Here is a 20,498-nt window from a genome sequence, read left to right as displayed (position 1 = left end):
GATTGGCGATATCACACATGCGCGATAGCCTAAAGTGTCAACCCTGCTCAGAGATCGTCGAGGATCGCCAATGCATCAGCCAATTTTTTGACGCCAAATACTTTCATGCCATCCGGCACTTTTTTCGGCACATTGGCATGGGGGACGATCGCCCGTTTAAAGCCATGTTTTGCCGCCTCGGCAATACGTTCCTGGCCGCTGGGCACCGGACGGATCTCACCAGCCAGACCCACCTCGCCAAATACCACCAGATCGTGCGGCAGCGGACGATCGCGCAGGCTGGAAACCAGCGAGAGCAGCAACGCCAGATCGGCGCTGGTCTCCGTCACTTTTACACCGCCGACCACATTGACGAACACGTCCTGATCCGCCATCTGCAAACCGCCGTGGCGATGCAGCACGGCCAATAAAATGGCCAGGCGATTTTGCTCCAGTCCCACAGCCACCCGACGCGGGTTGCCCATCATCGAATGGTCCACCAGCGCCTGGATCTCCACCAGCAATGGCCGGGTACCTTCCCATAACACCATCACCGAACTGCCGGAGGTGATCTCGTCGCCGCGACTGAGGAAGATCGCCGAGGGGTTGCTGACTTCACGCAGCCCCTGCTCGGTCATGGCAAACACGCCCAGTTCATTGACGGCACCAAAGCGGTTTTTATGGCTGCGTAGCGTGCGAAAACGTGAATCGGCGTCACCGTCAAGCAGCACCGAGCAGTCGATACAGTGCTCCAGCACTTTGGGTCCGGCCAGCGAGCCGTCTTTGGTGACATGGCCGACCATCACGATTGCCACGCCGCGGGTTTTGGCAAAGCGGGTGAGATAAGCGGCAGTTTCCCGCACCTGCGCTACGGTACCGGGGGATGATTGAATATCCGCCATATGCATCACCTGAATGGAGTCGATAACCATCAGTTTCGGCTGCTCCTGATCGGCAATCAGGCAGATCTGCTCAATGCTGGTTTCCGACAACATATTCATATTGTCAGTAGGCAAGCCGAGACGGTGTGCGCGCATCGCCACTTGTTGCAAGGACTCTTCACCGGTGACGTACAACGTTTTCATGCTTTGGCCCAGTTTGCAGAGGATCTGCAACAGCAGCGTACTTTTACCGGCCCCGGGATTGCCGCCGATCAGAATAGCGCTGCCAGGCACCACGCCGCCGCCCAACACCCGGTCAAACTCTTTAAAGCCGGTACTGAAACGCGGTTGCTCATCCAGGCTGATATCCGACAGTTTCTGCACACGACTCACTCCGGCGTCGCCAGCATAACCGCTAAGACGGTCAGGGCGCGCTACGCCGGGAGAAGAGGCAGCCAAACGGACTTCGGTAATGGAGTTCCAGGCCTGACAGGCACTGCATTGCCCCTGCCAGCGCGGATAATCTGCGCCGCATTCATTACACACAAACGCGCGTTTTGCTGCTTTTGCCACAACTAACCTCTTATTTTGGACGCGAACGCCCGGTTGTTCCGATTTACGCCAGGCTGCCGCTGAGAATACAGAGCACACCGATCAAATCGGCATGGCGAATACTGACTTCAGCCTGTTGGTAAACTTTCGGTTTGGCATGGAAAGCGATACCCATTCCTGCCACTGCCATCATTTTAAGATCGTTGGCACCGTCACCAATAGCCACGGTTTGCTCTTTGGCAATACCCAGCTTTGCCGCCAGAGCCAACAGCGTATCGGCTTTGTATTGAGCATCGACGATCGGCCCGACAACCTTGCCGGTTAACTTGCCGTCATAAATTTCCAGCTCATTGGCCGCAATGGACACCAGATCGAGCTGTTGGCGCAAATAATCGGCATAATAGGTGAAGCCGCCGGAGGCAATCGCCACATGCCATCCCAACTCTTGCAGACGGGCAACCATGGTTTTTAGACCCGGCATTAAAGGCAGCGTTTCGCGGACTTTAAGCAAAATATTGGCATCAGCACCCTGTAAAGTGCCTACGCGCTGGCGCAGACTGGCAGCAAAATCCAGCTCACCGCGCATGGCGCGTTCGGTGACTTCCGCCACCTGCTCGCCAACACCGGCCAGTTTGGCAATTTCATCGATGCATTCGATCTCAATTGCCGTAGAATCCATATCCATCACCAGCAGACCTGGGGTGCGCATATGCGGGACTTTGTGCAGCGGGGTAATATCGAATTCAAAGCGTTCCGCCAGTTGCACGACATCCGGCGTTAACGAACCGGCCAGACGCACGACCTGATAGTCTTCGACCATCCAGGCGCTGACAATTACCATTGCGCGGCCCAGGCTACTCTGAAAGCGACTGATGCTGACTTTATCGAGCTTTCGACCATACAGGAGCCAGCCTGTGTGCCCGGCTCGGTAATCGAGAGGCATCACTTCGTCACCACTGAGTGAAAGGGGAAGTCCCGGCCATTGATGGATCGCTGAAGGCAGATCGCAATAGGTCAGACTGTTTGGCATGATTTCTCCTGTAAGTGCAAATACTCTGTCTAAAGGCAGAGGGGTGGCGATAAAACGCCGCATCAAGCTACCCTATCGCTAACGCTTCTGGCAACATTAAAGTCGTCGAATATCTTAAGGAAACAGAATGGCAGTGGCCAAACTGAAACTTCGCAGACATCACACGGTTATCGTACTGATTTGCTTAGCTTTATTAGTTATATTAATGCAAGGGGCTTCTTATTTTAGCCTCGGGCACCAGTTAGCGCGATCGCAACAGGTCGAACAACTGACACAAACACTTGCGCGTCAGGTGGCGTTTTCCCTCGCCCCGTTGATGGACAGTCAGAATGATGGCGCGGATATCGCGCAAATTACCACTATTTTAAATCAACTTACCGATCACAGCCGCATTCTTGATGCCAGTGTATACCAGCTCGACGGCTCGTTGATTGCCCACTCGGGTGAAACGGTACCGGTGCGTGACCGGCTGGCGCTCGACGGTAAAAGAGCCGGCAGTTATTTTAACCACCAGATTGTACAGCCGATTGGCGATAAAGACGGACCCAGCGGTTTTCTGCGTATGACCCTTGATACCCACGTCCTGGCCACCGAAGCCAAACAGGTGGATAACACCACTAACCTGCTGCGTCTGATGATGCTGCTGGCGCTGGCTATCGGTATTATTCTGGCGCGCACGCTGTTGCAGGGCCGTCGCAGCCGTTGGCAGCAGTCGCCGTTTCTGCTTACCGCCAGTACGCGGGTCAAAGAGCGCGATGAAGACGATGAACTACCCGCGCATAATAATGAACCGCTGGTGATCGCCATTGCCGAAGAGAAAGTGGAAGATAAACCGCTGGTCACACCGGAAGAAGAAGCCAAGAAAGAAGCGGTGCAGGCCGCCTATCGCAGTCTGAAACGCAGCGCCAGACCAAAAGAAAAATAAGATAGCCGTGAAATAAACCTACGGGAACCTGCGGTTCCCGTTTATTGCGACCAAACTCTGACTTAGTCTTTATCGCCGAGCAATACTGATTCCAGCGCGATAACAATCATATCGTCAAAGGTGGTTTGACGTTCTGCTGCCGTGGTCTGTTCGCCGCTGCGAATATGATCCGAGACAGTACAGATTGCCAGCGCCTTGGCACCAAACTCTGCCGCTACGCCGTAAATCCCCGCCGCTTCCATTTCCACACCGAGAATGCCGTATTTTTCCATCACATCAAACATTTGCGGATCGGGAGTATAGAACAGGTCGGCAGAGAAGAGATTGCCCACGCGCGCTTTAATCCCTTTGGCCGCCGCGGCATCTGCCGCGTTGCGCACCATGTCATAGTCGGCAATAGCCGCATAATCGTGGTCTTTAAAACGCATACGGTTAACTTTGGAATCGGTGCAGGCACCCATGCCAATCACCACGTCACGCAGTTTGACATCGCTACGTACCGCTCCGCAGGAACCGACGCGGATGATCTTTTTAACGCCGAACTCGGTGATCAGCTCTTTGGCATAGATGGAGCAAGAAGGAATGCCCATCCCGTGACCCATAACGGAAATCTTGCGGCCTTTATAAGTGCCGGTATAACCCAACATACCGCGAACGTTATTGACCTCAACGGCATCCTGCAAAAAGGTCTCTGCGATATGCCTGGCGCGCAGGGGATCGCCTGGCATCAGCACTACGTCTGCAAAATCGCCCATTTCAGCATTAATGTGTGGCGTCGCCATAGTTAACATTCCTTATTGTTCAGTGTGGTGTCCCGCACGGTTGTTCACGCAGGCCCAGCGCCGACAGCGGGAACAACCGCGAGAGTAAAATCATAACGATAGAAAATGAATTTTCGCAAAAAATCGCCCTTAAAGCATGGATTTTCCGTAATCCATCGGCGACAGGTCAAAGTAGTGGGCTACCGTTTGGCCGATATCGGCAAAGGTATCACGATGTCCCAGCGAGCCAGGTTTCACTTTCGGACCGCAGAGTAATACCGGGATATGTTCGCGAGTATGATCGGTGCCGCGCCAGGTCGGGTCACAGCCATGGTCGGCAGTGAGGATCATAATGTCATCCTCTTGCATCAGCGCCAGCAGCTCCGGCAGACGGCGGTCGAACAGCTCCAGCGCACTGGCATAACCTGCCACGTCGCGGCGGTGGCCGTAAGAGGAGTCAAAATCGACAAAGTTGGTAAAGACAATGGTCTTGTCCCCGGCGGCTTTCATCTCTTTGATAGTGGCATCAAACAGCGCATCCAGACCGGTGGCCTTCACTTTTTTGGTGATCCCCACTTGCGCGTAAATATCGGCAATTTTGCCCACCGACACCACATGCCCGCCCTTCTCATCCACCAGTTTTTTCAGGATGGTTGGCGCAGGCGGCTCAACGGCCAAATCATGACGATTACCGGTACGCTCAAAGTGACCGGCTTTATCGCCGATAAACGGACGAGCAATCACACGGCCAATGTTATAGCCGCCTTCGGTCAACTCTTCACGGGCGATTTCACAAAGTTCATAGAGACGCTCAAGGCCAAAGGTCTCTTCATGGCAGGCAATCTGGAATACCGAGTCCGCCGAAGTATAGAAAATCGGCTTACCGGTTTTCATATGTTCTTCGCCGAGATTGTCGAGTACCACGGTGCCCGAGGAGTGACAGTTGCCGAGATAACCGGGCAGGCCGGCACGCGCGACCAGTTTGTCGAGCAGCTCCTGCGGGAAACTGTTGGTTTGATCGAGGAAGTAACCCCATTCAAACAGCACCGGCACACCGGCAATTTCCCAGTGTCCTGATGGCGTATCTTTACCAGATGACAGCTCGCTGGCATAGGCGTAAGCACCGGTGATTTCCGCATTGGCGTCCATCCCTTCCGGGAAATGTCCGGTTGAAGCTTCTGCTGCTTTTGCCAGGCCCAGACGCGTCAGATTGGGTAAATGCAACGGTCCGTGACGACCGACGTTGGCCTCGCCGCGCGCACAGGCCTGGGCGATATGGCCCAGCGTGTCTGAACCCACGTCACCAAAGCGTTCGGCATCTTCACTGGCGCCAATTCCAAATGAGTCCAGCACCATAATAAATGTACGTTTCATTTTTGCTCTCCTGCGCATTAATACGCGTTACAAACGGCGATGGTCTGCCGCTTTTTGGTGAATGCGTGACCCCGCCCCGGTGTCTAGCCAATACGCCGATAAATAACCGGCAGGGTTTCGGGGGCGGTATCGCTTAATACGATCGCCGCCCGCACGGCGTCAGCGGCCTGCTGCCAGGCTTCTTCGCTGTTGGCGTGGATCATCGCCAGCGGATGCTGGGTATCAACTTGCTGACCGATGCGTGACATCTGGGTTAACCCCACGCTGTAGTCAATGGCGTCGCTGGCCCGACGGCGACCGCCGCCCAGCGCCACCACGCTCATTCCTAATGCCCGGGTATCCATTGAGGTGACAATCCCGGCCTTTTCTGAATAGACCATTTTGCTCAGGGTGGCCTGGGGCAAATAACGGTCATAATGTTCGATAAAGTCGGTCGGCCCTTTTTGCGCGGCAATCATTCTGCCAAAAATTTCGGCGGCTTTGCCATTGTCGAGCACCGCCTGCAATTTGCGACGGGCGTCGGCGTCATCGGTGGCCAGTCCGCCAGACAGCAGCATTTCAACACACAGCGCCATGGTCACGTCATAGAGACGAGGACTGCGATAGTCACCGGTCAAAAAGCGCACTGCTTCGCGAACTTCAACGGCGTTTCCGGCGCTGGAAGCCAGCACCTGATTCATATCAGTCAGCAGCGCCGTGGTTTTACAGCCCGCGCCATTGGCAACGTCAACAATGGCCTGCGCCAACTCCTGTGACAGCGCGTAGGTCGGCATAAATGCCCCCGACCCCACTTTGACATCCATCACCAGCGCATCCAGCCCTTCGGCCAGTTTTTTCGCCAGAATAGAGGCGGTGATCAACGGAATGGAGTCCACTGTCGCAGTAATATCGCGGGTGGCATAAAAGCGTTTATCCGCCGGAGCCAGGGAGTTGGTCTGGCCGATAATAGCCACGCCGACATCCTTAATAATCTGCCGAAAACGGCTGTCATCGGGGAAAATATCAAACCCCGGGATGCTTTCCAATTTGTCTAAAGTGCCGCCGGTATGGCCCAGACCTCGCCCGGAGATCATCGGCACATAGCCGCCACAGGCAGCGACCATCGGCCCCAACATCAAGGAAGTAACGTCGCCCACGCCGCCGGTGGAGTGTTTGTCGACAATCGGCCCCTGTAGATCAAGACTTTGCCAGTTGAGCACCGTGCCGGAATCGCGCATTGCCATGGTCAGCGCAACACGTTCCTCGCGATCCATATCATTAAAGTAGATGGTCATCGCCAATGCGGCAATCTGCCCTTCAGAGACCTGACTGTCACGCACGCCGTTAATGAAAAAGCGGATTTCGTCTTCGCTCAGCGCATGACCATCGCGTTTTTTTCGAATTATTTCCTGAGCCAGAAAGGATTTTTGTACAGAAGCCAAGTTCTCACCCCAGTAGGTATAAAAGAGAGGAAGCCGCACCACGGACCGGGTAATCGGTGTCGGCGAAGCTATGATGCCGACACCTGTATCAGACCAGGATCAGTAACCGCTGCCGGTTTTTTGGCCTTGATGACCAAGAGTCGTCAGCAGGCTGGCCAACAGGCTGGAGGCGCCAAAGCGGAAATGGCGGGCATCCGCCCATTCACGGCCTAAAAGGCGATCGGCCAATGCCAGATACTGCGCAGCATCTTCGGCAGTTTTCACCCCACCCGCCGGTTTAAAACCCACCAACTGGGCAACGCCGAGATCTTTAATAACGCTCATCATCAGTTCAGCGCTTTTCAGGGTGGCATTTTCCGGCACTTTACCGGTGGAGGTTTTAATAAAGTCCGCCCCGGCCTTGATGGCAATCTCGGAGGCTTTACGGATCAGCGCGTCCTGCTTCAGCTCACCGGTTTCGATGATCACTTTCAGCAAAACATCAGCGGCAGCACAAGCCTGCTTGCACTGTTTGACCAGTTCAAAACCAATCTGTTCATTACCGGCGATCAAGGCACGATAAGGGAACACCACGTCAACTTCATCGGCACCATAGGCAATGGCGGCACGAGTTTCAGCCAGCGCAATATCAATATCATCGTTACCGTGTGGGAAGTTGGTGACGGTGGCGATACGAATATCCGGAGTGCCCTGTTCACGCAAGGCCTTACGCGCCACAGGAATAAAACGTGGATAGATGCAAATCGCGGCGGTATGTCCAGCCGGGCTGTTTGCCTGGTGACAGAGCGCAATGACTTTGGCGTCGGTATCGTCGTCATTAAGGGTGGTTAAATCCATCAGCTTGAGCGCACGTTGCGCGGCTGCGGTTAAATCTGTCATAAAATCTCTCCAACAATTTTCAATTCTGACACCCCGTCAGAACCGAGCATACCGTCAAGAACGCTTGTATTTTTAGATACAACAGGCGTTCGGCACTTTTGGCGAGCAGACTGGGCAATCACCCACCTGTTAAGACTTATTTGAACAGGTTCGCGGGCTTTCAGATGTGCAGTATTTCACACAAAATGAAAATCGATTGCAACGGCGCTCATAAAAATGAGACTTACATCACACTTAAGCGACCATACGCTCAGATCAGGGCTTGAGTAAAAGTGTATACCTGAAACATGACAAGGGATGCTTGCAGATAAAACTCTTCATAGTCTTTATTCTACTCCATCTATAAATGTTATTTAAATAACATTTATAGATGAAAAAATCCGCGTTAGAAAGCGTCGACTAAGCCAATGGCCTACAGGATAGCAAAAACCGGCAATAGCTCACACTCCTGCTATTAAGCGGCAATGGATGCTTGCGGCAAACAGATCGGGTCAGCCAGCAGCAAGGGGATCTTAAGCTGAAGTGAAACGAGCAGAGCCTAATTATGTTATTTAAATAACACAACCTAAGCTAAGGGAGATTAAACACTCGCCGGGTGTTGGCCAGCAGCGCCTGAGCTATAGATTCAGGGGATTCAGGCCGCAGCTCACACAGCGTGGCAAACACCTGGGCGGCGCGTTCCGGTCGATTAGGCTGTCCCTGAAAGCCCTGTAAAGGCATATCGGGGGCATCGGTCTCCAGCAACAGGGAGGAAAGGGGGAGCTGCGCCATCACCCGCCGCGTTTTTTGTGCCCGCTCATAACTGATGGTTCCACCGACGCCAATCGCAAAGCCGAGAGCGACAAACGCCTGCGCCTGTGACAGGCTGCCAGCAAAACCATGCACCACGCCGGTGGCAGGCAATGACGCTTTACGCAGCATAGCCGCTAACGGATCGTGTGTGCGTCGTGAATGGAGGATCAACGGCAAAGAGAATTGCCTGGCCAAAGCAAAGTGCGCCAGCAGCAGCTGTTGCTGTTTGTCGAACTGCGGCGTATCCATATAGAGATCGAGACCAGTCTCACCAATCGCCACCAGCTTTTCGCTACGCGTCTGCAAACGATCGGCCAGCAATGCCAGATCCTCGTCGCGGTGGCGGGCGACATATAGCGGGTGCAGACCAAGAGCGGCATAAACTTGCGGATAAGTGTTGGCCAGCGCGAGCACGGGATCAAAACGGTCAGCGGTGACCGTCGGCACAATCAGTTGCCTGACCCCGGCGACTGCCGCCGCCTCCAGGCTGGCGCTTTCGTGGTGGCTAAACGGGGGAAAATCGAAATGGCAGTGGGTATCGACAAAAGTCGGCGTCATACCTCGCCTCCTTCATCCTCTGCGACCGGTTTATTGGCCACTGAGACTCGCGGCAGTAACAGATCGCTCTGCACCGCTTGCGCCGTCTGTCCGTCAATCGCCAACGCTGCCTCATCCTCGCTGTTGTTGGCAGCCGGCTGGAAAGTATGGCCAATATCCAGATCCGCCAGCGCAATGCTGTCCGCGACAATCAAATCCGACTGGTTGGCCGCCGTGCTCAAAGGTAATTCAATGTCGGGCGCAGCCGCAGGCACTACAATACGCCGCGACCTGACTTTGCGCGGAGTGATAATCGGCATAGGCAAATCTTTCTCTCTCGGCAACAGCCAGCGCGACGCCGCAGATAAAAAGTAGCGGGCGCAGCGTCGCCCCAGATGATAATCCTGATTCAGCGCAGGCAAACGACTGCCCAGGGCATGGCTGGCCAATGGCTTGGGCGGAAAGATTTCAAAAATGCGCAGATCGCCCGGTGGGTTCTCAATAAACTGCTGGATACGGTGATAGCTTTGTTCATGGTGTTGCATCATATGGACCAGCTGTTGCAGACTGCTGTCACTAAGCCACTGCTCCATACGCTTCATCCACTGCGGCGTATAAAACATCGCCGAAGGCACGGTACGGATCACCACAATGGTATCGGCTCCGCGGCGATAGGCTTCCTCCACCGGAATAGCGTCACTGATGCCGCCGTCCTGATAGCTGATGCCGTCAAGATCGACGCCCAAGCGATAAAATCCGGGGATGGCACTGGAGGCTTTGATCACCGGCAGCCAGTTCTCCCGCGTCGGGGCAAAATAATTGGGGGTATAGTCATCGCTGCGACAGGCACACATTAAAAATTCGCGTCCGTCGATCAGCAATTTTTCTGCACTCTCCATCGCCAGCGGCATATTTGCCGTGGTGGTATCCACCAGCCAGTCGAGGTCGATCAGATGGCCACCGCGAACAAAACGCAGCGGATTAAAAAACAGAGGACTGGTGGTATAGCGAGTAATTACGCGTCGGGCATAACCGGGTTGGCCGCAGACATACGCGGAAAGATTCTGCGCACCGGCAGACGTGCCAATCAATAAATCGAATGGATTAAAGCCCGCACGCTGGAACTCGTCCAATACGCCGGCGGTAAAGATGCCCCGCTGACCGCCGCCTTCACAAACCAGCGCGATCTTGCCGGGTCTGTAGGGTTTGTACGCCAGCGGCTCAATATTGCCCAGCGTGACCGGTATTCTGTATCCCAACGACCATCCCTCAATGAATAGCTCTCTCCAATGAGCATACGCTGTCTTTAGACGATGGGTGATTTTGTTGTAAAAAGGTGCGGGGAAAATCGTTACTGTCTGTTAATTCCCGGTGCTGCCTTTCGCCCAACTCGCCTGCATTTAAAAACAGCCGGGGCCACAAACAAGCAGGCAGTGCCTGACATAACGTCAGCCACTGCCTTGATAGCAGAATCTTTTATGGTGTCAGAGTCGTTTACGACCGGTAAACAAGCTGATCAGGAACAGGATGATACCTACCACAAAGACGATTTTTGCAGCCCAGGCCGCTGTGCCTGCCAGGCCACCGAAACCCAGCGCTGCCGCGATTAACGCGATAACCAGAAAAATAATACCCCAACGAAACATAAGCTTCTCCTTACCCTATTTAAAATATTCGTACATAACTTGGCCATCAAAATGCACGCTGAATAACGCTTTATCTCAGGCAACATTTAACAATCAGTACAAAATTTAAATTAAGTCGTACCTTATTAAACATAGCTTGAAAAACAGAACAGCGATGGAAACTCAGTGATTTCTCAGAGTGTTCCCCAGTTATCTTTGAATAACACAGGTCACTCGCCGTGCATGGAACAGCTAAAAACCGTTGCCCACCGCGTGGACGGGCAACAGCATCCAGGAAGGATTAAGGCTTGATTTTGAGGTCATTTTTGACGCTTTTAACGCCATCAACCGTTTTGGCAACACTTTCAGCACGATCGGACTGAGCCTGATCTTTCACCGTACCAGACAGCTGCACCACGCCGTCAGTGGTTTCCACTTTCACCATACGTGAAGGCACGATGTCATCAGCCAAAAGCTTGGCTTTCACTGAGGTGGTGGTCGCTGTATCGCCAGCATAACCTTTCACCGATTGCGTCTTGGCGTCTTTGGTATGCAGCTTGTCGCTGACGGATTTTACACCTTCAACTTTGGTCGCTACGGCAACGGCTTGTTCCGCTTCTGCCGATGAACCTACAAAACCGCTTAAGGTCACCACACCATTTTCAGTTTTGACTGAAATGTCGGTGCTTTTAATCGCTTTATCATCTACCAGGGCACTTTTGACTTTGGCCGTGGTGGCGCTGTCGCCCATGTAGTTATCAACTTTTTTCATGGAGCTATCGATTTTGGCGCCCGCATCATTGGCGGTGCTTTGTACAGTCGCTGCCAGTGCACTTCCACTCATCAGAGCGGTACCCAGAACAACGGCCATCATTGAGTAGGCAAAATTGGACTTTTTCATCGATTTCTTCCTTAACAGTTTGGTAGCCCTTAAATTGCAGGCTCTTTACGCCACATGGTCGTGACGAGTAAAAACGCATTACTGTGATTTTTTGCTGCGCTTATCAAAACGCGCAGCACAACACTCTACGTTATCTAAAAAGGTCAGCGCTTTTTGCTGCCTTCGTTGTGCGTTTATTTAATATAGTCGACCATGAGCAAAACTGTAGAAAGAATGCTTCATTAACCTGTAATACAGATAAGTCTGAGGTATCTGGCGAAATATTGGTTAATAAATAACCATAAAGTAAAAGATATTTTAATTTTTAAAATATTTTTATAATAAAAAAGACGGCCACAAGGCCGTCTTCGGATGACTGGATGCGGTAAATAACCGATCAGTGTTCGCGGGTTTTGCGGAAAAGGACTTCCGGATAACGTTCCTGGGTCAGATTCAAATTGACCATGGTGGGGGCGATATAGGTCAGATTATCGCCACCATCCAGTGCCAGATTCATCTCGGCTTTACGTTTGAAATCTTCAAATTTCTTCACATCCGCACATTCAACCCAACGCGCGGTAGAGACGTTAACCGATTCATACAGCGCTTCAACGTTATATTCGCTCTTAAGACGCGATACCACCACGTCAAACTGCAGCACACCCACCGCACCAACAATCAGATCGTTATTAATCAGCGGACGGAATACCTGCACCGCCCCCTCTTCTGAAAGCTGCACCAGCCCTTTAAGCAGCTGTTTTTGTTTAAGCGGATCGCGCAGGCGAATACGGCGGAACAACTCAGGGGCAAAGTTAGGGATACCGGTGAATTTCATATTTTCACCCTGGGTAAAGGTATCGCCAATCTGGATGGTGCCATGGTTGTGCAAACCGATAATATCGCCCGGCCAGGCTTCTTCTACATGGGAGCGATCCCCGGCCATAAAGGTCAGGGCATCGGAGATAACCACATCTTTACCGGTACGCACCTGGCGCAGTTTCATGCCTTTTTCGTATTTACCGGACACCACGCGCATAAAGGCAACGCGGTCGCGGTGTTTCGGATCCATATTGGCCTGAATTTTAAACACGAAGCCGGTGAACTTCTCGTCATCTGCCGCCACTTCGCGTACGTCGGTTTGACGCGGCATAGGCGCAGGCGCCCAGTCAACCAAGCCGTCAAGCATATGGTCGACACCAAAGTTACCCAGCGCAGTACCAAAGAATACCGGTGTCAAATCGCCGCTAAGGAAAGCCTCATGATCGAACTCATGGGAAGCGCCCATCACCAGGTCCAACTCTTCCCGCAGCTGTTTGGCCAGGTCTTCGCCAATCGCCTGATCCAGATCGGGATTATTCAACCCTTTGACGATGCGTACTTCCTGAATGGTATGACCCTTGCCGGTCTGATAAAGATAGGTTTCATCTTTATAGAGATGATAGACCCCTTTAAACAGCTTACCGCAGCCAATAGGCCAGGTGATGGGCGAACAGGCGATTTTCAGCTCACGTTCGACTTCGTCCATCACTTCCATTGGATCGCGGATATCACGGTCAAGTTTGTTCATAAAAGTCAGGATCGGCGTATCGCGCAGCCGGGTGACTTCCATCAGTTTACGGGTACGATCTTCTACGCCTTTGGCGGCATCAATGACCATCAGGCAACAGTCGACGGCCGTCAGCGTACGATAAGTATCTTCGGAGAAGTCTTCGTGCCCCGGGGTGTCAAGCAGGTTGACCAGGCAGTCATGGTAAGGAAACTGCATCACCGAGGTGGTAATGGAGATACCACGCTGTTTTTCCATTTCCATCCAGTCGGATTTGGCATGATGGCTTGAGCCACGGCCTTTTACCGTACCGGCGGTCTGAATAGCGTGTCCAAACAACAGCACTTTTTCAGTAATGGTGGTTTTACCCGCATCGGGGTGCGAGATAATCGCGAAAGTTCGGCGCTTGGCGACTTCGAGGGCGTATTCACTAGGAGACATGTTTTTCCACGTTTCTGCGGTTGTCCGCCCTGCATCGGTATTGATTTTAAGCCAGAACGGCATCAGGCAAAGCGGTAATAAAAGTTATAGCCGGCTATTTTCTATGATTTGTCAGGGTTAGACAATCAATGCTTTTACATTCCACCGGCACAATGGTCAAAAGTAGCCGTTAATCGCCTTATCTGACGGCCAGCATCGGGCTTTAATTCCGTCACCTTTCATTGATATGAGAGGTTTATCACATATATTTTTTGCATAACTTTACATCTTGCATTAAAAATACCTAACCCATCACATATTTGCCCTGCGCCTTTCTGGATAATCGGCCAATAAAAGTTGTACCGCGCGACCCGGTGCCAGCCCCGCTGATACCCGATCCCTTGCTTGTTGGTATTGCTGCGACAGTGCCCGAGACAACGGGAAAAACGCTATTTTACTCGTTTCAACCCCTATACATCACAAGGATGTATCTCATGAATAACAGTAATCGATTGCTTCTTACCTGGATCAGTTTCTTCTCTTACGGACTTACCGGTGCACTGGTCATTGTCACCGGCATGGTGATGGGCAATATCGCCGAGTATTTCGGTCTGCCGGTCTCCAGCATGAGTAATACCTTTACCTTCCTCAATGCCGGGATCCTGATAGCCATTTTCCTTAATGCCTGGTTAATGGAAGTGATCCCGCTGAAACGCCAGTTGATTTTTGGCTTTATTCTGATGGTGTTGGCGGTGGCCGGCCTGATGATCAGCAAAAGTATCAGCGTGTTTTCGCTATGTATGTTTATTCTCGGCGTGGTCAGCGGTATCACCATGTCGATCGGCACCTTTCTGATCACCCATCTCTATGAAGGGCGTCAACGCGGATCCCGTCTGCTGTTTACCGACTCCTTCTTTAGCATGGCCGGGATGATCTTCCCGATTATTGCCGCCATGCTGTTGGCGCGCAGTATTGGCTGGTACTGGGTGTATGCCTGCATCGGCCTGCTGTATGTGGCGATCTTTGTACTGACCCTGATGGCAGAGTTCCCGGTATTGGGCAGCAAAGCCGAAACCGCCGATCAACCGGTTACCAAAGAGAAATGGGGCGTTGGCGTGCTGTTTCTGTCCATTGCTGCGCTGTGCTATATCCTCGGCCAGTTGGGCTTTATCCAGTGGGTGCCAGAATATGTCACCAAGACCTTCAACCTGGATATCAATCAGGCGGGTAAGCTGGTCAGCGACTTCTGGACCTCATATATGATTGGTATGTGGGTGTTCAGCTTTGTGCTGCGTTACTTCGATTTGCAACGTATTGTCACCCTGCTTACTGCCCTGGCAACGGTAGCGATGTATCTGTTTATCTCCACCGATAACCCGGCACATCTGGTTTATGCCATTCTGGCTCTGGGTTTTGTCTCCAGCGCCATCTACACCACTATCATTACCCTCGGCTCACTACAAACCAAGGTCTCCTCGCCCAAGCTGGTGAATTTTATTCTCACCTGCGGCACCGTGGGCACCATGCTGACCTTTGTGGTGACGGGGCCTATCGTCGCCAATAGCGGTGCCCATGCCGCACTGGCCACGGCCAACGGTCTCTATTTTGTAGTGTTTGTGATGTGTCTGGTGTTGGGATTTGTTACCCGGCACAGAATGCACGGCCATAAATAAGTCTGACCGGCGCGGGTGCTGGACACCCGCGCCGCTTTGCTCCGAAAAAGATCAGAGTAAAATCTGATCTTTTCTGCCTTCAGCCTAGCGGCAAGGCCATAATAATGGCATCTTCCCGTCCTGACGGCGCAGGGTAGTAATTGCGGCGGATCGAGACTTCATTAAAGCCAAGACTTTCATACAGGGCGATAGCCCCGCGGTTGGAAGCGCGCACCTCAAGCCACAGCGTAAACACATCCCGCGTCTCAATCTGCGTGATAATCTCGCACAGCAATAACCGCCCCAGCCCCTGACGTTGATACGCCGGATCGATGGCAATATTAAACAGCGTCGCCTCATCCAATACGATTTGCACTATAGCAAAACCGACGATTATCCCCTGCTGTTCCAGCTTGAGATTGAGGTAACGCTCGCCCTGATTGCTGGCCAGCGTCTTTTCACTCCAGGGAAAGGCGTGACTGGCTTGTTCAATCTCAAAGGCGCGCGTCAGATCCGCGGAGGTCAGGATAGAAATGTTGTTCATTTTCACAAATCTGCTGCCAGAGCGCGCGTTTGGCTCCAGCGTCTTGAGAAAGCTCGGCCAGGGCCGGGCTGTATAACTGGGCACCCGCGATCGGCAAAGGATCGCGGATACCCAGTCGCCAGGTATTACAGTGGAGATCCGCAGGCAGCATAGCCAGTTGATCCTGTTGCAGACAGTAAACCTGCTCAGGGGACAGACAAAGGCTGCGGATCACATCGTTAATCAACTCATCACCTTCGCTGGGCAGCAGTTCAGCCACAATCAGCAGCTGGGTTTGCTCTGGCAGACTAACGGCCACTTCACCCTGTAAAACCGTAGGGCGACGCAGCGTCCACTGGCTAATGCCCAGTTGTTGTAATAACCAGTCACGTCTTGTTGCCATGCTTATTCCTGCCCGTTGGTGACGCCAATAGCGCGCTATGCTAGCAAACCCGCCCGGCACACGCCAATAAAGCCTCAGCGGACTGTCTACAGCGTGCGTACCGGCAGATAAGCAGAGATGTGAAAGTAACAAGCCTGCATCTTGGGGGATAAAGAGTATATAATCCCCGGCCATCTACCTGAGGAGCCAGAATCTGATGTCTGCATTAACCCCGGCCAGTGAAGTTTTACTGCGTCATAGCGATGAATTTATAGGCCGCCACGTGCTGTTTGCTGGCGACCTGCAAGACGACCTACCCGCCAACTTCGAGGCCGAAAGTGTGCGGGTGCACACCAATCAATACCATCACTGGCAAATGCTCAGCGCCTCGATGGAAGAGGATGTGCAGTTTGGCCTGGTGGCCAACGCCGAGTTTGTTGCCGGCAGTGATCTGTTGATTTACTACTGGCCGAAGAGCAAACAGGAAGCCAGATTCCAGCTGTTTAATCTGCTGTCTCTGCTGCCGGTAGGCATCGACGTGTTTGTGGTCGGTGAAAACCGCAGTGGAGTGCGCAGCGCCGAAGAGATGCTGGGCGAACTGTGCCAACTGGGCAAAGTTGACAGTGCCCGCCGCTGTGGCCTGTATCACGGTCGCCTGGACCAGCAGCCCGAGTTTGACGCCGATGCCTGGTGGCAGACCTATATGGTTGAAGAAGTGACGGTGAAAACCCTGCCTGGCGTGTTTAGCCGTGAAGGTTTGGACAGCGGCAGCCTGCTGTTACTCAATAGCTTTGAAGAACCAATAAAAGGCAAAGTGCTGGATATTGCCTGCGGTTCCGGTGTACTGGGGGCGGTGCTGGCCACCTATTCGCCAAAAATGAAAATCACCCTGAGCGATGTCGGTGCTGCGGCACTGGAAGCCAGTCGTGCCACGCTGGCCGCCAACAACCTGCAGGGTGAAGTGATTGCCAGTAACGTCTATTCCGACATTACTGGCCGTTACGATATGATTATTTCCAACCCGCCGTTCCACGAAGGTTTGCAAACCAGCCTGCACGCTTCCGAGCAGTTGATCCGCGGTGCGGTAAACCATCTGAATATCGGTGGCCAGCTACGTATTGTTGCCAACGCCTTCTTGCCTTATGCCGCGCTGTTGGATGCCACCTTTGGCAGCCATGAAGTGCTGGCGCAAAATGGCCGCTTCAAAGTCTATCTGGCTACCCGTGGCCGTCCGCCGCGTGATACCAAAAAGAAAAAGCGTTAAACCTACAGGGTCAGGCATTATTTAGAATGCGCATCATCTCTGTGCCGTAGCGCTCTCCGGCAGCGGCGCGCACAGGGAAAGCAGCATCCATCGCCGCGATTTCGGCTTCACTCAGGATGACATCAAGGGCGGCGATGTTCTCTTCTAAATAAATTGTCCGCTTGGTTCCGGGGATGGGCACTATGTTCTCCCCCTGAGCCAATACCCAGGCGAGAGCCAGTTGCGAAGGTTTCACTCCTTTCTCACTGGCCATCGCCACCACCTTATCCACCAGCTGCAAATTTTTGGCAAAATTCTCCCCCTGAAAACGCGGATTATTTCTGCGAAAATCATTGGCCGCGAAATCATCCGGTGAACGGATAGCGCCAGTCAAGAATCCGCGTCCCAGCGGGCTGTAAGGCACAAAGGCAATGCCCAGGCGCTGACAGGCTGGCAAGATGCTCTCTTCAACGTCACGGCTCCACAGCGAGTACTCTGTCTGCAATGCGCTGATAGGATGAACCTTGTGCGCACGCTCCAGCGTCGACGCCGATATTTCGCTCATCCCCAGATAGCGGATCTTGCCCTCGCGCACCAGATCGGACATCGCGCCGACGCTCTCTTCAATTGGCACATCCGGATCGGCACGATGCTGGTAATAAAGGTCAATCACCTCGGTTTGCAAACGCTTAAGGCTGCCTTCCACCGACTGACGGATATACTCGGGCCGACCATTGGTCCCCCTGGCCTGCGGATTGTTCGCATCGCGCACAATACCAAACTTGGTAGCCAAAAATACCCGATCGCGTCGCCCCTGCAGGGCCTTGCCCAATAATATCTCGTTGGTGTAAGGGCCGTAGACATCGGCGGTATCCAACAGGGTTACCCCCAACTCCAGCGCACGATCCAACGTCGCCAGTGAGGCTTTGTCGTCCATTCCCGCGGTATAGAACTCACTCATGCCCATACAGCCTAAGCCCAGCGCGGAAACCAGCGGACCCTTGTGACCCAATTGACGCATTTTCATTTTGCTTTCCTTCCAGCCAAATTTATCGCTACGCCATCGGCGCAACGCTTGAGGTGATGCAACAAAGTCTGGTTGTTTAAGCAAAAAAGATAAATAGGGCGATTTGTGCAACACTATTCATAAATCGCAAACAATAGGCGGAGAAGATGGATCAGATCCAGGCGATGCGGATTTTTATTCGCATCAAGGAATTGGGCAGTTTTAGCCGTGCCGCAGAGGACCTGGCATTGCCACGGGCAACGGTGAGTACCACCTTGAAAAACCTTGAGCAGCGCCTGGGCGTACGGCTGTTTCTGCGTACCACGCGGCAGGTTAAAATTACCGAAGAAGGCGAGATCTATTATCAGCGCTGTTTACAACTGCTCGCCGCCTTCGACGAGGCGGATAATCTGTTTGCCCATCACAAGCTGCAACCGGTGGGCAATGTACGTATTGATATGCCCCACTCCATTGCCCGTGAAATTGTGCTGCCGGCCTTACCGGAATTTAGCGCCCGCTATGCCCATATCAACCTGACGGTCAGCGCCAATGATAACGCCGTGGACTTGCTGCATCAGGGGGTTGACTGTGTGATCCGCGCCTGGCCAACTGAGAATGAAAACCTGCAATCGCGGCCGATTGCCATGCTGGCACAAACCACCTGTGCGTCGCCGGAGTATCTGGCTCGTACAGGCACACCGCAGCAGTTGACCGATCTGCAACAGCACCAGGCGGTGGCCTATTTCTTTGCCCACCAACCGCCCGAATCGCATCTGGAATTTATGGTTAATCAAAAAGTCCAGCGCGTAACGCTACCCCATGGGCTGACGGTCAGCGGAGCAGATGCCTATATCGCTGCCTCCAAGGCGGGGTATGGACTGATCCAAACCTCGAAACGCGTGGTCAGTCAGGCACTGCAAAACGGTGAATTGGTGGAAGTGTTGCCGCAATTGATACCGCCGCCGATGCCGCTCTATATCATGTATCCACCGGGACGTTTTCTCGCCCCGCGCGTTAGAGTGCTATTAGACTGGCTGATTGAGCTGTTTGCCCACTTGTCGGCGGTGGAAAAAAACGTTCATTAAACCAACGACAAACCCGAGTAAGCGGCAGAGAAAAGGCAATTCGCTCGGAATATGCTGTTTTTTGCAACAAACGCGGCGATTAACGGAAATAACTATTGACGCCTACGTGAAAATCTCTAGAATTCGCCCCCGTGGTTGTCGTTGTTGCATTGATTAATTTTTATGCAGTAACAAACAAGATGCGAAGGTGGCGGAATTGGTAGACGCGCTAGCTTCAGGTGTTAGTGTTCTTACGGACGTGAGGGTTCAAGTCCCTCTCTTCGCACCAGACAATCATCAGTATTAGCTTAAGCATCAAAACAGTACAACGCAGAACGTTGCGAAGGTGGCGGAATTGGTAGACGCGCTAGCTTCAGGTGTTAGTGTTCTTACGGACGTGAGGGTTCAAGTCCCTCTCTTCGCACCACTGTGATTGTATAATTGATGTCAACAAGCGGTACAACGCAGTAAAAGCAATCATTTGTGCGAAGGTGGCGGAATTGGTAGACGCGCTAGCTTCAGGTGTTAGTGTTCTTACGGACGTGAGGGTTCAAGTCCCTCTCTTCGCACCAGATGATCGTCAAGCTTCTTCCCCCTTCTTCTCGTTTTATTCGCTCCTCCCTGCTTTTTGTTTACCGCCAGTTGAAATTTAGCGATACCGCAGCCAATCCTCCGGCTAATGCCAGAAATGAAGGCAATAACAGGTAGTGCCGTAACCTGCTGTTAAACAGCATCAGCAGTGTGGCAAGCATTGCCAGGATCACCAGGCCCCGCAGTTGCCCCAGCGTCAGGTTGGCCAGTGCCAACATCGGCAGCAGAGCCCCAGGCAAGAGCACGCCCCAGCCGCTGGACAGACGCTTGCCCAGACACCCGCTGACTAGCCACAATCCACAGGCTATAACCATTGCTGTAATCATCACACTGCCCAATCAATTGATAATGATAACCAGTAGCATATAGCAATTTTTCTCATTACGCATCATTTTGCCCGCAGCGATGTACAACGAGTGACACCCGACCACAAAA

The 20,498-nt window shown here is 52.9% G+C and carries 19 protein-coding genes and 3 tRNA genes; 7 read left to right on the top strand and 15 right to left on the bottom strand.

Annotated features, from left to right (window positions below):
* Positions 1-47: 47 nt before the first annotated feature.
* Positions 48-1,433 carry a DNA repair protein RadA gene (gene radA / locus GW590_RS12495; protein WP_169403382.1) on the bottom strand — a complete coding sequence of 462 codons (1,386 nt, stop codon included), beginning with the start codon at positions 1,431-1,433 and terminating at the stop codon, positions 48-50.
* Positions 1,434-1,476: 43 nt separating this feature from the next.
* On the bottom strand, positions 1,477-2,442 hold the full coding sequence (gene serB / locus GW590_RS12490) for a phosphoserine phosphatase (RefSeq protein WP_169403381.1): 966 nt from the start codon (positions 2,440-2,442) through the stop codon (positions 1,477-1,479).
* Positions 2,443-2,569: 127 nt separating this feature from the next.
* On the opposite strand from serB, the gene GW590_RS12485 reads away from it, so the two are divergent.
* A complete protein-coding gene (locus GW590_RS12485) occupies positions 2,570-3,367 on the top strand; it encodes a YtjB family periplasmic protein (RefSeq protein ID WP_169403380.1) in 798 nt (265 codons plus the stop codon).
* A gap of 62 nt (positions 3,368-3,429) precedes the next feature.
* Here the strand turns inward: GW590_RS12485 and deoD are convergent, their stop codons facing one another.
* The 9 genes from deoD to prfC all read right to left on the bottom strand — a co-directional run bounded on the left by deoD (position 3,430) and on the right by prfC (position 13,623).
* Positions 3,430-4,149: a purine-nucleoside phosphorylase gene (deoD, locus tag GW590_RS12480; RefSeq protein ID WP_169403379.1), complete on the bottom strand. Its 720-nt coding sequence runs from the start codon at positions 4,147-4,149 to the stop codon at positions 3,430-3,432.
* Positions 4,150-4,278: 129 nt separating this feature from the next.
* Complete coding sequence (deoB, locus tag GW590_RS12475) at positions 4,279-5,502, bottom strand: phosphopentomutase (protein ID WP_169403378.1); 1,224 nt, start codon at positions 5,500-5,502, stop codon at positions 4,279-4,281.
* An 83-nt stretch (positions 5,503-5,585) separates the two neighbouring features.
* Complete coding sequence (gene deoA / locus GW590_RS12470) at positions 5,586-6,923, bottom strand: thymidine phosphorylase (protein ID WP_169403377.1); 1,338 nt, start codon at positions 6,921-6,923, stop codon at positions 5,586-5,588.
* A gap of 99 nt (positions 6,924-7,022) precedes the next feature.
* The gene (deoC, locus tag GW590_RS12465; RefSeq protein WP_169403376.1) at positions 7,023-7,802 is read right to left on the bottom strand and encodes a deoxyribose-phosphate aldolase; all 780 of its coding nucleotides are present in this window, start codon (positions 7,800-7,802) and stop codon (positions 7,023-7,025) included.
* 570 nt (positions 7,803-8,372) lie between these two features.
* Positions 8,373-9,152 carry a TatD family hydrolase gene (locus tag GW590_RS12460; RefSeq protein WP_169403375.1) on the bottom strand — a complete coding sequence of 260 codons (780 nt, stop codon included), beginning with the start codon at positions 9,150-9,152 and terminating at the stop codon, positions 8,373-8,375.
* Positions 9,149-10,390 (bottom strand): patatin-like phospholipase family protein, encoded by a 1,242-nt coding sequence (locus tag GW590_RS12455; RefSeq protein WP_169403374.1) that lies wholly within the window; start codon positions 10,388-10,390, stop codon positions 9,149-9,151. Before GW590_RS12455 ends, GW590_RS12460 begins: the two co-directional genes overlap by 4 nt.
* Before the next feature lie 225 nt (positions 10,391-10,615).
* Positions 10,616-10,777, bottom strand: a complete 162-nt coding sequence (locus GW590_RS12450; RefSeq protein ID WP_169403373.1) for a DUF1328 domain-containing protein — start codon at positions 10,775-10,777, stop codon at positions 10,616-10,618.
* Positions 10,778-11,057: 280 nt separating this feature from the next.
* On the bottom strand, positions 11,058-11,657 hold the full coding sequence (gene osmY / locus GW590_RS12445; protein WP_169403372.1) for a molecular chaperone OsmY: 600 nt from the start codon (positions 11,655-11,657) through the stop codon (positions 11,058-11,060).
* A 376-nt stretch (positions 11,658-12,033) separates the two neighbouring features.
* A complete protein-coding gene (prfC, locus tag GW590_RS12440; RefSeq protein WP_169403371.1) occupies positions 12,034-13,623 on the bottom strand; it encodes a peptide chain release factor 3 in 1,590 nt (529 codons plus the stop codon).
* 473 nt (positions 13,624-14,096) lie between these two features.
* On the opposite strand from prfC, the gene tsgA reads away from it, so the two are divergent.
* A complete protein-coding gene (gene tsgA / locus GW590_RS12435; RefSeq protein WP_169403370.1) occupies positions 14,097-15,275 on the top strand; it encodes an MFS transporter TsgA in 1,179 nt (392 codons plus the stop codon).
* Between the two features lie 79 nt (positions 15,276-15,354).
* Here the strand turns inward: tsgA and rimI are convergent, their stop codons facing one another.
* Positions 15,355-15,798 carry a ribosomal protein S18-alanine N-acetyltransferase gene (rimI, locus tag GW590_RS12430; protein ID WP_169403369.1) on the bottom strand — a complete coding sequence of 148 codons (444 nt, stop codon included), beginning with the start codon at positions 15,796-15,798 and terminating at the stop codon, positions 15,355-15,357.
* Entirely contained in the window at positions 15,749-16,180 is a 432-nt protein-coding gene (locus tag GW590_RS12425) for a DNA polymerase III subunit psi (RefSeq protein ID WP_169403368.1), read from the bottom strand. Before GW590_RS12425 ends, rimI begins: the two co-directional genes overlap by 50 nt.
* A gap of 196 nt (positions 16,181-16,376) precedes the next feature.
* On the opposite strand from GW590_RS12425, the gene rsmC reads away from it, so the two are divergent.
* Complete coding sequence (rsmC, locus tag GW590_RS12420) at positions 16,377-17,423, top strand: 16S rRNA (guanine(1207)-N(2))-methyltransferase RsmC (RefSeq protein WP_169403367.1); 1,047 nt, start codon at positions 16,377-16,379, stop codon at positions 17,421-17,423.
* Positions 17,424-17,433: 10 nt separating this feature from the next.
* On the opposite strand, the gene GW590_RS12415 is transcribed toward rsmC, so the two are convergent.
* Entirely contained in the window at positions 17,434-18,429 is a 996-nt protein-coding gene (locus tag GW590_RS12415) for an aldo/keto reductase (protein WP_169403366.1), read from the bottom strand.
* Between the two features lie 146 nt (positions 18,430-18,575).
* On the opposite strand from GW590_RS12415, the gene GW590_RS12410 reads away from it, so the two are divergent.
* The 4 genes from GW590_RS12410 (at position 18,576) to GW590_RS12395 (ending at position 20,044) form a co-directional block, all read left to right on the top strand.
* Complete coding sequence (locus tag GW590_RS12410) at positions 18,576-19,493, top strand: LysR family transcriptional regulator (protein ID WP_169403365.1); 918 nt, start codon at positions 18,576-18,578, stop codon at positions 19,491-19,493.
* 181 nt (positions 19,494-19,674) lie between these two features.
* A tRNA-Leu gene (locus GW590_RS12405) sits at positions 19,675-19,761 on the top strand.
* Positions 19,762-19,812: 51 nt separating this feature from the next.
* A tRNA-Leu gene (locus GW590_RS12400) sits at positions 19,813-19,899 on the top strand.
* A gap of 58 nt (positions 19,900-19,957) precedes the next feature.
* Positions 19,958-20,044 (top strand) — tRNA-Leu (locus GW590_RS12395).
* Between the two features lie 60 nt (positions 20,045-20,104).
* On the opposite strand, the gene GW590_RS12390 is transcribed toward GW590_RS12395, so the two are convergent.
* The gene (locus GW590_RS12390; protein ID WP_169403364.1) at positions 20,105-20,389 is read right to left on the bottom strand and encodes a DUF1435 domain-containing protein; all 285 of its coding nucleotides are present in this window, start codon (positions 20,387-20,389) and stop codon (positions 20,105-20,107) included.
* Positions 20,390-20,498 lie beyond the last annotated feature (109 nt).

It is taken from the genome of Rouxiella aceris (assembly GCF_012933545.1).
GTDB classification, from domain to species: domain Bacteria; phylum Pseudomonadota; class Gammaproteobacteria; order Enterobacterales; family Enterobacteriaceae; genus Rouxiella; species Rouxiella aceris.
Note: the sequence above shows the minus strand (reverse complement) of the source record. Positions and strands in the feature narration are given on the sequence as shown.

What these genes read in the sequence shown, in the direction of transcription:
- serB (WP_169403381.1), bottom strand. Translation starts at nt 2,442, where the DNA reads ATGCCAAACAGTCTGACCTATTGCGATCTGCCTTCAGCGATCCATCAA.
- GW590_RS12485 (WP_169403380.1), top strand. Translation starts at nt 2,570, where the DNA reads ATGGCAGTGGCCAAACTGAAACTTCGCAGACATCACACGGTTATCGTA.
- deoD (WP_169403379.1), bottom strand. Translation starts at nt 4,149, where the DNA reads ATGGCGACGCCACACATTAATGCTGAAATGGGCGATTTTGCAGACGTA.
- deoB (WP_169403378.1), bottom strand. Translation starts at nt 5,502, where the DNA reads ATGAAACGTACATTTATTATGGTGCTGGACTCATTTGGAATTGGCGCC.
- deoC (WP_169403376.1), bottom strand. Translation starts at nt 7,802, where the DNA reads ATGACAGATTTAACCGCAGCCGCGCAACGTGCGCTCAAGCTGATGGAT.
- GW590_RS12460 (WP_169403375.1), bottom strand. Translation starts at nt 9,152, where the DNA reads ATGACGCCGACTTTTGTCGATACCCACTGCCATTTCGATTTTCCCCCG.
- GW590_RS12450 (WP_169403373.1), bottom strand. Translation starts at nt 10,777, where the DNA reads ATGTTTCGTTGGGGTATTATTTTTCTGGTTATCGCGTTAATCGCGGCA.
- osmY (WP_169403372.1), bottom strand. Translation starts at nt 11,657, where the DNA reads ATGAAAAAGTCCAATTTTGCCTACTCAATGATGGCCGTTGTTCTGGGT.
- prfC (WP_169403371.1), bottom strand. Translation starts at nt 13,623, where the DNA reads ATGTCTCCTAGTGAATACGCCCTCGAAGTCGCCAAGCGCCGAACTTTC.
- tsgA (WP_169403370.1), top strand. Translation starts at nt 14,097, where the DNA reads ATGAATAACAGTAATCGATTGCTTCTTACCTGGATCAGTTTCTTCTCT.
- rimI (WP_169403369.1), bottom strand. Translation starts at nt 15,798, where the DNA reads ATGAACAACATTTCTATCCTGACCTCCGCGGATCTGACGCGCGCCTTT.
- GW590_RS12425 (WP_169403368.1), bottom strand. Translation starts at nt 16,180, where the DNA reads ATGGCAACAAGACGTGACTGGTTATTACAACAACTGGGCATTAGCCAG.
- rsmC (WP_169403367.1), top strand. Translation starts at nt 16,377, where the DNA reads ATGTCTGCATTAACCCCGGCCAGTGAAGTTTTACTGCGTCATAGCGAT.
- GW590_RS12415 (WP_169403366.1), bottom strand. Translation starts at nt 18,429, where the DNA reads ATGAAAATGCGTCAATTGGGTCACAAGGGTCCGCTGGTTTCCGCGCTG.
- GW590_RS12410 (WP_169403365.1), top strand. Translation starts at nt 18,576, where the DNA reads ATGGATCAGATCCAGGCGATGCGGATTTTTATTCGCATCAAGGAATTG.
- GW590_RS12390 (WP_169403364.1), bottom strand. Translation starts at nt 20,389, where the DNA reads ATGATTACAGCAATGGTTATAGCCTGTGGATTGTGGCTAGTCAGCGGG.